Annotated in this window: 11 protein-coding genes and 1 pseudogene; 7 read left to right on the top strand and 5 right to left on the bottom strand. The window is 45.6% G+C overall.

Translation table 11 applies throughout. The features are described from left to right. Position 1: 1 nt before the first annotated feature. From ACO0KZ_RS16760 to nagZ, 4 genes are all read left to right on the top strand, one after another. Positions 2-736 carry a GntR family transcriptional regulator gene (locus tag ACO0KZ_RS16760; RefSeq protein WP_422997292.1) on the top strand — a complete coding sequence of 245 codons (735 nt, stop codon included), beginning with the start codon at positions 2-4 and terminating at the stop codon, positions 734-736. Between the two features lie 5 nt (positions 737-741). Further along, positions 742-1863: an N-acetylglucosamine-6-phosphate deacetylase gene (gene nagA, locus ACO0KZ_RS16755; RefSeq protein WP_422997568.1), complete on the top strand. Its 1122-nt coding sequence runs from the start codon at positions 742-744 to the stop codon at positions 1861-1863. Then, a complete protein-coding gene (locus tag ACO0KZ_RS16750) occupies positions 1856-2866 on the top strand; it encodes an SIS domain-containing protein (protein WP_422997290.1) in 1011 nt (336 codons plus the stop codon). The genes nagA and ACO0KZ_RS16750 overlap by 8 nt, the downstream gene beginning before the upstream one ends. A 116-nt stretch (positions 2867-2982) precedes the next feature. Then, positions 2983-4497 carry a beta-N-acetylhexosaminidase gene (nagZ, locus tag ACO0KZ_RS16745; RefSeq protein WP_422997288.1) on the top strand — a complete coding sequence of 505 codons (1515 nt, stop codon included), beginning with the start codon at positions 2983-2985 and terminating at the stop codon, positions 4495-4497. A gap of 268 nt (positions 4498-4765) precedes the next feature. Here the strand turns inward: nagZ and ACO0KZ_RS16740 are convergent, their stop codons facing one another. After that, positions 4766-6082 carry an MFS transporter gene (locus tag ACO0KZ_RS16740; protein WP_422997286.1) on the bottom strand — a complete coding sequence of 439 codons (1317 nt, stop codon included), beginning with the start codon at positions 6080-6082 and terminating at the stop codon, positions 4766-4768. Positions 6083-6437: 355 nt separating this feature from the next. Between ACO0KZ_RS16740 and ACO0KZ_RS16735 the strand changes: the two genes are divergently transcribed. The 3 genes from ACO0KZ_RS16735 to ACO0KZ_RS16725 all read left to right on the top strand — a co-directional run bounded on the left by ACO0KZ_RS16735 (position 6438) and on the right by ACO0KZ_RS16725 (position 9774). Continuing rightward, positions 6438-7532, top strand: a complete 1095-nt coding sequence (locus ACO0KZ_RS16735) for an acyltransferase family protein (RefSeq protein ID WP_422997284.1) — start codon at positions 6438-6440, stop codon at positions 7530-7532. 187 nt (positions 7533-7719) lie between these two features. Beyond that, positions 7720-8871 (top strand): HD-GYP domain-containing protein, encoded by a 1152-nt coding sequence (locus ACO0KZ_RS16730; protein ID WP_422997282.1) that lies wholly within the window; start codon positions 7720-7722, stop codon positions 8869-8871. A gap of 111 nt (positions 8872-8982) precedes the next feature. Next, positions 8983-9774, top strand: a complete 792-nt coding sequence (locus ACO0KZ_RS16725) for a response regulator (protein WP_422997280.1) — start codon at positions 8983-8985, stop codon at positions 9772-9774. 129 nt (positions 9775-9903) lie between these two features. On the opposite strand, the gene ACO0KZ_RS16720 is transcribed toward ACO0KZ_RS16725, so the two are convergent. From ACO0KZ_RS16720 to accC, 4 genes and pseudogenes are all read right to left on the bottom strand, one after another. Further along, a complete protein-coding gene (locus ACO0KZ_RS16720) occupies positions 9904-11583 on the bottom strand; it encodes a DUF3426 domain-containing protein (RefSeq protein ID WP_422997566.1) in 1680 nt (559 codons plus the stop codon). Positions 11584-11748: 165 nt separating this feature from the next. Beyond that, positions 11749-11814 (bottom strand): annotated as a pseudogene (locus ACO0KZ_RS16715) (MJ0042-type zinc finger domain-containing protein); the annotation flags it as partial. Between the two features lie 61 nt (positions 11815-11875). Then, positions 11876-12784, bottom strand: coding sequence for a 50S ribosomal protein L11 methyltransferase (prmA, locus tag ACO0KZ_RS16710; RefSeq protein WP_422997278.1), 909 nt, complete (start codon positions 12782-12784; stop codon positions 11876-11878). 131 nt (positions 12785-12915) lie between these two features. Beyond that, complete coding sequence (accC, locus tag ACO0KZ_RS16705; protein ID WP_422997276.1) at positions 12916-14283, bottom strand: acetyl-CoA carboxylase biotin carboxylase subunit; 1368 nt, start codon at positions 14281-14283, stop codon at positions 12916-12918. Positions 14284-14422 lie beyond the last annotated feature (139 nt).

The raw sequence follows: 14422 nt of genomic DNA, 5'->3' as shown, positions 1-14422 counted from the left end.
GATGTTGGCACAACTACTTGATTTCAAACCTGATGGTGATAGTTCTACACCACTTTATTTGCAACTCGCGAATAAGTTGGCAAACGGTATTCACAATGGCTACTGGCAGCCTGATGAGGCTTTACCCTCTGAGCGCATGCTAGCTGAAGCTTTAGAAATCTCGCGCGTCACGGCTCGTAAGGCCATCGAGATGCTTTGTGAGCGTGGTTTGCTGACTCGTAAGCATGGTTCTGGTACTTACATCACGCCGAAATTGGAGCAGCCATTGTCACGCCTCACTAACTTTAGTGAAGAGTTACGCCAACGTGGTTTTATGCCAGGATCTCAATGGTTGTCACGAGATACTGGGGTTGCCTCTCCAGAAGAGATTTTGTCTTTGGGTCTGTCGCCGCATTCGGTGGTATCGCGCTTGAAACGATTGCGTACTGCAGACAATGTGGTGATGGCAATTGAAAGCACGACCATCCCAAATGCGTATTTGCCGAATCCCAAATTGGTCACGGATAGTTTATACGGTTATCTGGATCAAAATAATGCCTCCCCAACTCGCGCTTTGCAACATATTCGCGCGGTGAGTGCGACCGCAGAACAGGCAAAGTTAATTGGGCTTAAACAAGGCACGGCGATGTTGTTAATTACTCGCGTCGGTTATCTCGCGAATGGTGCTGCGGTCGAGTTAACACATTCCTATTGCCGTAGTGATTATTATGACTTTGTTGTGGAGTTGTTTAGATGAGTGCAATGGGATCAGTCGCACAAAGTATAGATGGCAATGTGTTGACACCAACCGGTTGGGTAAGCGGTCGTATTAGTTTCGATCAAAAGATCACCGCTTTGCCAACCCAGGCAGTCGATCCAGATGCAAATCGGGCTTACTATGTTTTGCCGGGTTTTATTGATCTGCATGTTCATGGCGCGGGTGGTAAAGACACGATGGAAGGTGAGGGCGCGATTGATGTGATTTCGCGCATGCATGCACAGCATGGCACGACCAGTATGTTGGCAACCACCATGACGGCCCCCATGTCTGATCTAGAAAATGCTTTGCGGGCTTTGACGGCCGTTTGTCAGCAACGTGCTAGCGGTGCTGCCAGAGTGTTAGGCGTACATTTGGAAGGTCCTTATATTAATCCTGGCAAGTTGGGAGCTCAACCTGACTTTGCCCATGCTGGTTCGTTGGAGCAAGTACAGTATCTGGATAGTATTGCGCCCATTAAATTGATTACTTTGGCACCTGAAGTTGAAGGTAACCTAGCGATGGTGCGTCAATTGACGGATCTAGGTATGCGTGTGCAACTTGGTCATACGCTGGGTACTTACGAAGATGGTGTCGCTGCATTAGAAAACGGTGCAAGTAGTTTTACGCATCTGTATAACGCGATGTCGCGTTTAGATCATAGAGCACCAGGCATGGTTGGTGCTGCGTTGGCGCATGCGAATTTCGCCGAAATTATTCCTGATTTATTGCACGTGCATCCGGGTGCAATCCGCGCCGCTTTGCGTGCGATTCCTAAAGTGTATTGCGTAACTGATTCCACTTCAGCCTCAGGTATGCCTGATGGTGAATATATGCTGGGACGTCAAGTCGTGCATAAGTGCTTGGGCGGTGTGCGCCTGGCTGATGGCACGCTAGCTGGTAGCACCTTGACCATGGATCAGGCATTAAAGAATTTAGTCAAGATTGGCTTAGAGCTGGAAGATGCGTCTAAGCGTGTTTCTACCTACGCAGCAGATTTTTTAGGATTATCTGATCGTGGTCGTCTGCAAGTCGATGCTTATGCGGACCTAGTAGTTCTTGATCGGGATTTGAATCTAATTGCTGTTTATATTGAGGGGGAAAAAATTGAGCTCAAAGATGCTTAAAGAAGCGTGTTCGTCAGGGGAATTTGTCGCTGCACAGTTAAGTCAAGATCGTGATCGTTTAGTCGAGTTGGGACAATCTCTACGCGCAACGCCACCGTCATCAGTCGTTACTATTGCGCGCGGAAGTTCTGATCATGCGGCAAATTATGCAGCGTATTTGATCATGGCGCGCTTAGGTCATATCGTCGCTTCTTTACCTATGTCCTTAGTGACTTTGAACAAAGCACCACTGCACGTAAAGAATGCATTGGCAATCGCGATTTCACAATCGGGTCAAAGTCCAGACGTGGTGGAGCCGATTCGTTACTTCCGCGAAAATGGCGCAACGACAGTCGCGCTGGTCAATGATGCAAGTTCACCCTTAGCGCAAAGTGCGCAATGGACCATGCCCTTACATGCAGGCCCTGAGTTAAGTGTTGCAGCGACAAAAAGCTTTATTACATCCCTGGTGGCTGGTGCACGTCTGGCAGGGCACTGGCAAAACGATCCGGCGTTCCTTGCTGGCATTGAAGAGTTACCTCAGGTCTTGCATGAAGCGACCCAGTTGGATTGGTCCAATGCTTTGGACGTGTTAGCACCAGCGCAGAGAATTATGGTAGTAGGCCGTGGCATTAGTTTTTCTGTCGCTTTGGAATCAGCTTTGAAGTTTAAAGAGACTTCGGTAATTCAAGCGGAAGCGTTCAGTGGCGCGGAAATTAAACATGGCCCTATGGCTTTGATTGACGATGGTTATCCATTGTTGATTTTTGCAACACGTGGCCCAGCGCAAGCGGGTCTGATCGCATTGGCTGAGGAGATGCGCGGTCGTGGTGCAAATGTATTGTTGGCAGCACCTGTTGACGTTAAGGAACGTAATTTGACTTTGGCTACTGCTGCGACGCCTGATCTTGATCCTATCGCAGCGATCCAATCGTTTTACGTAATGGCGGCGCATTTGTCCGTCGCACGTGGTTTAGATCCAGATAAGCCACGTCATTTAAGTAAGGTCACCAAAACGAATTAATTAGCCGAAGCGGGAAATCAGACAATTTGATTCCCGCTTTTCTTTGGGTATTTTTTTCCGTATTTTTAATCCGAATTTTTAATTTCGTATCTCTATTTGGAGAACTTGGAAAAGCAATGAGTAACCTGATCAGTAAAGAAGAAGCACGTCGTATCGCTGGGCAATCGATCATGATCCGCATGCCAGAAACGGTCTTGAGTGAAGCGACTGCCAATTTTATTCGCGACAATCATATCCGTGCTATCTGCCTGTTCCGCCAGAACATGGTGAATCAAGAGCAGTTATCAAAACTGACGGCTGATTTGCGTGCAGTGATGGGACCTGAGGCGTTGATTGGTATCGATCAAGAGGGTGGTGCGGTCGTACGCGCTACTTGGGTGCCGCAGCCACCAGCAGCGATGTCCTTAGGGGCAAGTAATGATCCCGATTTATGTCGCCAAGTTGGTGCCGCAGTTGCTCGTAGTATAAAAGCTTTAGGCTTTAATTGGAACTTTGCACCAGTCTTGGATTTAAATAATAACGTGAATAATCCGGTCATATCCGAACGTTCATTTGGGGCGGAGCCAGTGCACGCGCATAAGCTTGCTAGCGCCTGGATGGAGGGTAGTTTGGCCGAAGGCGTTGCTTGCTGTATTAAACATTTTCCTGGTCATGGCGATACGCATGTCGATTCGCACCGTGATTTGCCGGAAGTGGACAAGTCTCGCGAACAGCTTGATGCTTTAGAGTTAGCGCCATTTAAGGCGGCAGCAAAAAATGCGCCAGCAATGATGACCGCACACATTGTATATCCGCAAATTGATCCAGAAAATCCAGCAACGATGTCGAAGACGATACTCACGGGTATTTTACGTGATGAATGGAATTATCATGGTGTCGTGATTACCGATGGTATGGATATGCACGCAATCGCAGGTCGTTACGGCGTAGGAGTCGCTGCAGTGAAGGCATTGGCCGCAGGTGCGGATATGGTCATGGCTTTGGGTAATACTGAAACTCAATTAGAGACATTGGATGCGCTGAGTGCCGCGATCCTCAATGGAGAAATTGACTACGCTAGCTTGCAGAAAAAGTTGGCGCGTATTCGACACTTAACTGAAACTTATCCTAGTCTCAGCGGTACTTATACTGAACAGACGGATGCAGCAGATCGTGTGCTGATGGCGCAAGCTTGGCAACGTGGATTGACGCCATATCGCCAACCTCACGCGCCGCAGTCAGGGAGTAAAGTTCGATTGGTAATCAGCGCAGATGTCGTGAGTGACGGCGTCTCCGAAGCCGGCATTCCTGCGCATAAAGTCGCCGCCATGCTGGCGCAAATTTATGATCTCGAAATAACGACATTTGACGATGCCAATAGCTTCGAATGGTCCAGCATACCTAGTGATGGGCGTACCGTGATTCTGGCTTCTACGGTGCGTATTCGTTACAACGATTATGCGCGTAAAACCTGGAAGCCAGATTTGCATCTGGTTCTGTGGAATCCCTTCCAGAGCTTGGATATCGCGGCACCGGCTTTGATTACTTATGGTTTCGCCGCACCCGCAATAGAAGCGGTGGCTAATTGGTTATCTGGTAGAGCTGACGCCACAGGTCAGGTGCCTGTGGCTGATTTTGACCGACTTGCTTGATGCAATATTGGTTATGGAAACTGTCGACGTAAGTCGAATAAAAGCAAAAAAACCGAAATGCAGATTTGCATTTCGGTTTTTTTGTTTGTTAAATTCGAATTCGATATTGGCTTCTTGGCCAGTCTATTGTTAAGTAGGCTTCGTGAATACTTTCAATGTATAGGCGGCATTCTCTTGATGCACCGTGTTATATCGAACAGAAAACCCTATACAAGTAATTTTCTGTGCGAGCTATTTAAAAGCTTCCGTCTCCACGGTTCTTAAAAAATTAAGCCTTGGCGCTAACTTCATTATCTTTAGTAACGCTGTTTTCAATTGTGCTAGGCTCTTGATCTTTGATCTTCAAGAAGCGACACATCAATAATACAGGTAGTGCTGATAGCAAGACCCAGATAAAGAAGTTGTGATAGCCAAGCATGGTTTGGATCTTGCCGCTGATCATTTTTGGGATGACAAGACCTAATTGCATAACACCGGTTGCTAGTGCGTAATGAGCGGTTTGATATTTGCCGACTGCGACCACTTGCATCATGAATAGAATTAGTCCAACAAAACCGAAACCATAACCGAACATTTCTATGCTGAGTGCCGAGCCTATGATCAATAAACTTTCTGGCATTGTGGTGCTGAGAAAGAAGAACGATACATTCGGAAAATTCATCGCAATAATGAGCCAAGGTAAGGCGCGACGTAAGCCTAGCCATGATGTGAAATAACCCCCGAGTATGCTACCAACCAAAAAGGCAATAGTGCCAGCGGTACCGTAAACTAAGCCTACCTGTTCATTACTCAGACCAAGGCCGCCATTGGCTTTCATTTCCTTCAAAAATAGTGGGCCTATCGTTTGGATCTGACCTTCTCCCGTTCTAAACAAAATGATGAAGAGTATCGCCATCCAGATTCCCGGCTTTTTGAAAAACTCAATGACGACATCCACTGTAGTGGTGTAGATGCTATGCATAGATTGTTTCGATTCATCTTGTTTTGTATTTGGTAAAGACCAACTGTGATACAGCGCTAGGGCAACCATCATAGCTCCCAACAAACCAAAAATAATTGACCATGCCTGTGCAGGGGGCATGCTCTTTTCTAGATGACCAGCTAGAATGACTAGGCCACCAAGAGAGATAAATTTGGCTGCATTGAAGAAAGCACCTTGCCACCCAGCATAGGCAGCTTGCTGTTTGTTATTTAAGCTGGCGATGTATAAACCGTCGGCTGCAATATCGTGGGTCGCCGATGAAATCGCGACTACCCCGAGCAAGGCGATGCTAATAGCGAAGTAATTGGGTAGTTGCATAGATAGCGCCACCATGCCTAAGCTCACGCCACCGATTAATTGAAAGCACACTACGAGAAATTTTTTGCTACGTGCGGCCTCTAAAAACGGACTCCATAAAGGTTTGAATACCCAAGCAAAACCAATTGCGCCAGTCCAGTAAGCAATGTCCTCGTTCGAGACACCCAAACTCTTATACATTAAGCCCGCTACCAGAGCGACCGCGAAGAAGGGCAGTCCTTCTGCAAGATATAAGGTCGGCACCCAAGAAATAGGCGAACGCGAGTGATTTTTTTTGGTTGTCATGAACGAATTCCTAATGATGACATGGTGATGATTTAGCTTTTTTGTGCTTTACATCGTACAACATACTATCCTCAATTATTCAGGTCAACTGGTTTTACATAAATAATGCCACTTAAGTACCAATATACAACTAAATCTTGTTTTTCATGGTTCATTTATTACAAAGCCTGATAAAAAAACCTATAATTTGAAGAAGTTAAGACTTGTCGACCTAGATTTTAAAAGTGGTTGAACCTAATCGTTGTTTCTACTCTTTCCTTGAAAAAAAGATGAACTGGTATGGTGTTAGTTGTATGAGCCGGGTGCTAGGAAGAATGGCTTTTTTGTTAGTTTTTAGTTTGCGAAAGAAATAAATATGCTTGAAGTGAAGAGTCCTCAACGATTTTTATCTGTTGATGCCCTACGCGGCTTGTCCGTCGCCGCGATGCTGCTGGTAAATAGTGCCGGTGATTGGGATCACGTATATCCATGGTTGGAGCATGCAAGTTGGCATGGCGTCACGCCCGCAGATTTTATTTTTCCTTTTTTCTTGTTTATTGTAGGCGTCTCTTTGTATTTAGCATTGACGCCGAAGTTGGAAAAAAATTTGGCGAATGGGCTGAGTAATTCAGTATTGGCGCGCGTTGTAATGTGGCGTGGCGCACGTATCATCGCCTTGGGTGTGTTCTTACATCTCATCGCTTACGCATTAATTCCTGGCCGCGAGTTTCGCTTGATGGGGGTGCTGCAAAGGATAGGACTGTGTTTTATCTTCGCAGGTTTGTTGCTAATTTATGTGCGGCGTTTTTCTGCACTCGCGATAATTTCCGGGGCAATTTTATTGTTCTATTGGGGTCTTTTAAGCTTGGCTGGATCGTATGAGCCACATATCAATTTGGTAGATCAAATTGATAGCAGAGTGTTGGGTAAGCTTGCTTATAGTTTTGATGCGAGGACCGGATTGGCGCAGGAGCCTGAAGGATTATTGAGCACCATACCTGCTCTGGTTTCTGTGTTGCTTGGGGTATTCGCTGGCACCTTACTACGCACAGGTCAAACACAACGACTTTTGCAATTCGCGATTTTTTTCGCAATATTGGCATGGACTTGGTCCTTCTATTTCCCCATGAATAAGCAGCTTTGGACTTCGTCTTTTGTCTTGTGCACGACTAGTTTTGCATGTGTCGCATTATGGCTGGCGCATCGATTGATTGATCAAGCTCAGTGGCCCGCGATTGGCATAAGTTTTGGTATTAATGCTATTGCGGCTTATGCTGGCTCCTGGATATTGACCTGCATTTTGGCTGGGACAGGCTGGATGTCGCCATTTTACCAGCGATATTTTGCTGCTAACCTAGTGTCAATTTGGGGTGCTGAGTTTTCCTCTTTTATTTTTGCCGCGAGTTTTACAGGTTTCTTTGCAGTTTTGATGTTCGTCCTACGCAAAGTCGGCTGGCGTTTTTCGATTTGATGAAATAGCGAACAGACATTCTTTTTAGGTGTAACCAGAGTGCCATTTGCCCACGTGTTGTGAAAACCTCTAAGGAAACTAATGAAAGACGTGCAATTGTCCAATCCTCTGTTAGCATAAGAGTTTCAAGCTATGAGCTTTATTTGGTTAGCTTTGTTTTTTATGGTAGAGCATGGCTGGGGTAAGTATGTCAAATAAGCGTATTTCAATATCCGATATTCAACTCGGACAGCCTTTGAAGTGGGATGTTTATGGGAGTGATGGCGGCCTGCTTCTGCGCCGCGGATTTGTTGTAACTAATAGCAATCAAGTGGATATTTTGTTACAGCGTGGTTTATACCTTGGTGACGACGATGAAAAAGAGGACCCTCTAGTCGATGCTGATGGTAGAAAAATATTTCCCAAAACACTAGAGCGATCCTCCGTCGTTCGTATGATTTCACACATACGTGAAGAGCTTGCCGTTCTCTCATTTAATCTTGATCAAGAGCCTGAGGCAAGAACTAAGTTTTTGGCGCTCGCCAAGCAAACAATGATTGCTACTTACTTAGATTCCGATGTGGCTTTGGGCTGCATTTTGTTGCATCAAAATGGCGGGTACGCGGTCAGGCATTGTGTCGATGTCGCTGTAGTATCAATACTTGTCGCAAAAGCGCTTAAGAAGAGCGATGATGAAATCATATTTTTGGTCGCCGCATGTTTGAGTATGAATATCGGTATGTTAAGTCATCAAGAACACTTACAAGGGAAAAGTGAAGGACTTAGCCGGGAAGAGCAGGAAATGATTTTTCATCATCCTGAGCAAAGCGTACAAATGCTAAAGGCTGCTGGCGTAAATGATGAGACTTGGCTGTCTTGGGTCTTACATCACCACGAAAACGAGGATGGCACCGGTTATCCGGGTAAAAAAGGAAGTGCTGATATTCCTAAAAACGCAAAAATTATTTCGATAGCGGATCGTTATTGCGCTCGTATATGTTCTCGGAGTTATCGTAAATCTTTGCTGCCAAGTGCGGCACTGCGCGATATCCTGATTGGAGGAAAATCCACAGTAGATTTGATGCTAGTTGCTTTGTTCGTTCGCGAACTAGGGACTTATCCTATCGGTACTTTTGTGAAGCTAGAAAACGGCGAGATGGGTGTCGTAACCAGTAAAGGTGCAAGTGCCACCACACCGTATGTACACGCACTTACCAGTCCGTGGGGAGCGCCACTTCCGGCGGCAATCAAACGCGACACGCAAAAGACTTTACATGGTATCCGTGAAGTCCTACATAGAGATCAGGTTCCAGTGAGATTTAGTATGCGCCATTTGTGGGGTGAAATCGCAATGGAGTAGATGTCTTATTAAATACTGGAGATAGATTTTTTTACGAGCCTTGGCCGTAATTCATTGTTCCCAAATATTGAGTAAATTATGCAGAAAAATTCTGAGTTGAACGAGCAAACTATGAACGATTCATTACAACTAGGGCAAACTCGCCAGTTTGATTTGGTCTATGTATATGCTGCGAATATTACATATGGCGCAGAACTCGCTCAACTATTGGGATTATTTAATTATGAAGTAGTCCATTTCAGCGATTTGGAAGAGTTTCGTTCTGCCATTCTAGTCAGAGCACCTGCTGCGGTCGTATTGGATATTGATTCCGAAGAAGGGCAGCGCGCCAAAGCGGCTATGGCGGTTCGGGTCATCACGACTTTTCCGGCGATCTATGTCTCCTCGCGAGATAATTTTGATGATAGATTGGTTGCAGTACGAGAGGGGGCAGAAGGCTATTTTATTAAACCAGTTGATGTTCAAGCATTAAGTGTGCGTATTGATGAAAAGATTGCCAAAAATACTGTACGCTCATATCGTGTTTTGGTTGTTGATGATGATGAATTTTTTTTGAGCTTCTTTGAAGCGGTATTGAGTAGCGCGGGTATGCACGTGATGCCCTTAGTTGACCCTACACAAATTTTGATGGCGATAAAAAAGTTTAAGCCAGAATTAATTTTGACCGATTTGCATATGCCGCAGTGCAGTGGCATCGAGATGGCGAAATTAATACGTCAGAATAATCATTATTTGGATATTCCGATTGTTTTTTTATCGTCAGAAACAGAGTCAGAGAAGCAAATAGGGGCTTTGGAAACAGGAGCGGATGATTTTCTGACAAAGCCAATCGATCCTGAGAAATTAATTTCATCGATTTCAGCACGTGCTGAGCGTTATCGAAATTTGCGAAAGAAAATGTAAACCAAATACACCGCGGTTTTTACAATTGACTCAAACAGTTATTGTTTGCTTTCGAACCTCTTGAAAATCTATTTCATCGTATAGTGAAATCGATCTAGATTTAATTTTATCTCTGCACGTAAAGAAATTTTAAGGATAAAAAATTTCTACAGTGTAGTCGGAGGCCTTGAGTCCGTTTAGTTGGAAAAATATTTTGTGATTTGACTCGCTATTTGCCGCCATACCTTTGTTTAGCAATTCTTTGTTTTCTAAGTATTGTGTTGGTGCGAATGCCTTTTGTAAAAGGTCTTTGCCACGTCTGTCTTTCAGTGTTAGATCGAAATGAGGCCAAGCTTGTACAGTGCTACTCTTATTCTGGATTTGAACTGAAAGCGTGTTCATGCTGAGTTCTTCATTCACGATTAACAATTCACTGCCCGTAATTTCAAGCAAACTCTTTTGCGCCGGCAACTTAATTTGGCATGACAGCGTTTTGCAGATACTAAGCAGTTGTGGTTTCAGTTGCGGCGCCATCGCCGCGATGTCTGAACGAAGAAAGTAGATGGTCTGCGCTGCTCCAATCAGCACAAATGAAAAAACGCCTAAGCCCAATCCAAATCGTTTCCATTTGCCATAGCGCTGTGCTCGTTCTGCTTGTATTACAAAAGCAGGTGTGATGTCGGGTTTTTCTACATCCTGACTCCTGTCAGAATTGACTTCCAAATCAGCCACACTGTCGGTCTTGCGGTTGGAAAATCTCAAGTCGCTGAGCGTTTGATGTTTTACATTTGATTTAAGTGAGGCTTGTTGAGTGGGTGCGAAATCACCAATATCATCGAGTATCGGCTTTAATTCTTTCAATGAATCTATAAAACCGTCTTGTACTGACTTTGGTTCATGATTTGACCAGTCGTCAGTCGCTTCGTCGAGCACGGCTGCGCGTGTTTCTAATTCTAATTTGTGGATATAGGCAATTTCGTCAACCGATTCTCGTTCTTCTTTACTCAGCTCAAAATCCAAACTGGCTGTGAGTGCACCTGGTTTTTTTGCTGTTTTTTTTGTTTCAGGTGCTAATTGAGGCTTGGCAGATTCGTTTTCTTTTTCTTGGGCTTTTGCTGCTAAATCTATGTGAGAATCCGCCTGAGATTTTTCATGAGAGTTTGCGTGCAAATTTGCTTGAGAAACAGTTTCTGTATTCAGCTGATGACTGTTATTGGTGGTCGTGCTGCCAGTTCTTGTATCTGCCTTGACAGTCACATCAGTTTCGTTGTTTGCTATTGGCTGTTTAATGTTTTCTGAAAAATCAGATTCTGAGTCATCTTCTCCAAGATCAAATTCCAAGCTTAAAGCTGATGAAGTCGAATTTGATTCTAGCGAAAGGTTTTCGTTTATGCTTGAATTTGCTGCCGGTTCAATGGTGTTGATCTTATCTGTTTCGAAAGAGGCAGATAAATTGGATGCATCGGGTAAATCAGCCGTTTCAATGCCGGAATGTCGTTCGGGCTCTATTTGATTGTTGAGATTTTCTTGAACAACTTTGGTATTCATTATCTCCATCAATGAGGCTTGCGATCTGTCGCTGCTCATACTTGATATCGGTGTGTCTATCCCCTGGCCTTCTACGTTTGATTCGATTTGTTCTTTAGATTGTGGGTCGTCGATCCGTGTTGAAGAGGTAGTGGTTATCGTAGCCAAATCTACTTTGTCGACGGTGTGGCTTATCGTTTCTTGCACGTCTGCTGAAGCTTTCACTGGAGTTGCGTTAACCTCAACAGTAGAATCAATCTCAGCTTTAATTTTTACTTCTGTATCGCTTGTTTCGTGACGCACAACATCTGTGGAACGGTGGTCCCCGTTGTCGGGCGCGGGTGCCGAAATTTCTGAAGACTGTTGTGGACTCGGAGGGCTCTTTGGCGTCGCGCCGGGAGCTAGCAAATGTTCAATACCGTTGAAGGTTTGCTTGCAAGAGCCGCAACGTACCATGCCTGCGTGCAGTTTTAACTGATCGTTGGCTACTCGAAAACTGGTGTAGCAATGAGGACATTGGGTTGCGAGTGCCATGATATTTCTTAATTAACGAAAGTCAAAACTGAAGTAGGCATTGATGGACATCATTTGAAAACTAAGCGAGGCGACCGTGTAAGGCTACCCAGCCTTCACGTTCTTGCCACACACTCAATTGAATAAATGGTGCGTAAGCCGCTGCAACTTCTTCTGCCTGGCGCGCTAGCACGCCTGATAAAATCAGGGCTCCATCAGGTGCAACGCGACCGGATAGCATCGGTGCCATCAGCTTCAGAGGGCTGGATAAAATATTCGCAACGACGACATCGAACTGATGTGCCGTTGGATATTTTTCACCGAACTCTTCAGGTAATGAGAATTCAATGTCGCACTGATTGCGTTCCGCATTGAAATTTGCTGATTCAATCGCTTGTGGGTCAATATCGACGCCGACCACTTTGTCGGCGTGTAATTTTTTCGCTACCATTGCCAGAATACCAGAGCCGCAACCGTAATCGAGTACCGATAGATTTTGTGGTGCGTGAGCCTCCAGCCACTCCATACATAAACGAGTAGTAGGGTGACTACCCGTGCCAAAAGCGAGCCCTGGATCTAATTCTAATACCAAAGCGCTTGGATCCGGGACTGCGTGCCAGCTTGGTACAACCCAAATGTTTTTTCCGATATGGATAGGTTCAAATTGGGATTGGGTTAAGCGCACCCAGTCTTGTTCTTCGACGTTCCTAGTAGTGAATGCAGGCACTTCGGTCAGTTTGATGGAGGCCGCAGCTGCCGCGACTAAGGCAGCATGATCAATGTCAGTATCGGCTAAAGCGACCACACGGCTACGTTCCCAGGCACGCTCGGTAATTTCCATGCCAGGCTCACCAAACAAGGGTTTTTCCGCATCGGTACCTTCGTCAGCATCTTCGACTGAGACAGATAAAGCACCAGCGTCCATTAAGGCATCGGATAGATTTTCTGCGTGATCGCGTGCTACTTCAATGATGATTTCTACCCAGGCCATAATATGCTCTCAAATTCTAAAAACAGCTTCGTCAATCACAAAGACGGTGATGACTTAAATCAAAAAACGCGATTGAATATAGTATCTCAATCGCGTCGTGGAAACTACCAAACTAGCTATGCTGTGAAGGTTTATTTTGCCTTCTTAGACAAAACTGGCATGTCCGCTAGTTTATGCTCGAGGTAGTGAATATTTGTACCTCCTTCAATGAAGCGGGCATCCACCATTAATTCACGGTGCAAAGGAATATTCGTTTGTATGCCTTCTACGACCATTTCAGACAAAGCGATTTGCATACGACGTATCGCCTGTTCACGAGTCGCGCCGTAAGAAATCACTTTACCTATCATAGAATCATAATTAGGTGGTACAAAGTAGCCAGCGTAGGCGTGTGAATCTACACGTATTCCGGGTCCGCCCGGTGTATGCCAAGTAATGATGCGACCTGGTGATGGTGTAAACTTAAATGGATCTTCGGCATTGATACGGCATTCGATGGAGTGGCCACGTAGTTCAATATCCGACTGTTTGAAACGTAGCTTGTCGCCGAAAGCGATATGGATTTGCTCTTGAACGATATCGATACCCGTAATCATTTCGGTGACTGGGTGTTCAACTTGTACACGGGTATTCATTTCGATGAAATAGAATTCGCCGTTTTCGTATAAAAATTCAAATGTACCCGCGCCACGATAGCCGATTTTTCGGCAAGCTTCTGCGCAACGGTTACCGATTTTTTCAATAATTTTACGTGGAATACCAGGTGCTGGCGCTTCTTCAATCACTTTTTGGTGACGGCGTTGCATAGAACAATCTCGTTCACCCAGCCAAACCGCATTACCGTGTTGGTCGGCCAAAATCTGGATCTCCACGTGACGTGGGTTTTCCAAGAATTTTTCCATGTAGACTTCAGGATTGCCAAACGCTGCACCCGCTTCAGTCTTTGTCATGGTGACTGCATTTAATAATGCAGCTTCGGTGTGAACCACACGCATACCGCGCCCGCCGCCCCCGCCAGCTGCTTTGATGATGACCGGATAGCCCACTTTACGCGCAGTCTGCACGATGACTTTGGGGTCGTCTGGCAGTGCGCCTTCTGAGCCAGGTACGCAAGGTACGCCAGCCTCGATCATCGCGTGCTTTGCGGACACTTTGTCACCCATCAGGCGAATCGATTCGGCACGTGGACCGATAAACACAAAACCTGATTGTTCTACGCGTTCTGCAAAGTCTGCATTTTCGGAAAGGAAGCCATAACCTGGATGGATAGCCTGCGCATCCGTTACTTCAGCCGCGCTGATGATGGCAGGCATGCTCAAATAGCTCAGATTGGATGCGGCAGGGCCGATACAAACAGACTCGTCAGCTAACTTGACGTATTTGGCTTCACGGTCAGCTTCAGAGTGAACGACCACAGTTTTAATACCCATCTCGCGGCAAGCGCGTTGGATACGGAGAGCAATTTCGCCGCGATTGGCGATCAGAATTTTTTCAAACATAATGTATTTTGCTTTGGCAGAGGTTGCAGCCCGGGAGCTTAAGGTCAGTCAATTTTGTGTTCGCCAGATATCCTAGCAAAGTAGCAGCTAGCGAAGCAAACAGCGTCATCAAGCTGCAGGCGACGGTGCTAATGCCAGC

The organism is Undibacterium sp. Di24W (assembly GCF_049340325.1).
In the GTDB taxonomy this organism is placed as follows: domain Bacteria; phylum Pseudomonadota; class Gammaproteobacteria; order Burkholderiales; family Burkholderiaceae_D; genus Undibacterium.
Note: the sequence above shows the minus strand (reverse complement) of the source record. Positions and strands in the feature narration are given on the sequence as shown.

Coding starts and splice junctions, on each gene's coding strand:
- ACO0KZ_RS16750 (WP_422997290.1), top strand. CDS start 1,856: ATGCTTAAAGAAGCGTGTTCGTCAGGGGAATTTGTCGCTGCACAGTTA.
- ACO0KZ_RS16740 (WP_422997286.1), bottom strand. CDS start 6,082: ATGACAACCAAAAAAAATCACTCGCGTTCGCCTATTTCTTGGGTGCCG.
- nagA (WP_422997568.1), top strand. CDS start 742: ATGGGATCAGTCGCACAAAGTATAGATGGCAATGTGTTGACACCAACC.
- nagZ (WP_422997288.1), top strand. CDS start 2,983: ATGAGTAACCTGATCAGTAAAGAAGAAGCACGTCGTATCGCTGGGCAA.
- ACO0KZ_RS16760 (WP_422997292.1), top strand. CDS start 2: ATGTTGGCACAACTACTTGATTTCAAACCTGATGGTGATAGTTCTACA.
- ACO0KZ_RS16735 (WP_422997284.1), top strand. CDS start 6,438: ATGCTTGAAGTGAAGAGTCCTCAACGATTTTTATCTGTTGATGCCCTA.
- prmA (WP_422997278.1), bottom strand. CDS start 12,784: ATGGCCTGGGTAGAAATCATCATTGAAGTAGCACGCGATCACGCAGAA.
- ACO0KZ_RS16730 (WP_422997282.1), top strand. CDS start 7,720: ATGTCAAATAAGCGTATTTCAATATCCGATATTCAACTCGGACAGCCT.
- ACO0KZ_RS16725 (WP_422997280.1), top strand. CDS start 8,983: ATGAACGATTCATTACAACTAGGGCAAACTCGCCAGTTTGATTTGGTC.
- accC (WP_422997276.1), bottom strand. CDS start 14,283: ATGTTTGAAAAAATTCTGATCGCCAATCGCGGCGAAATTGCTCTCCGT.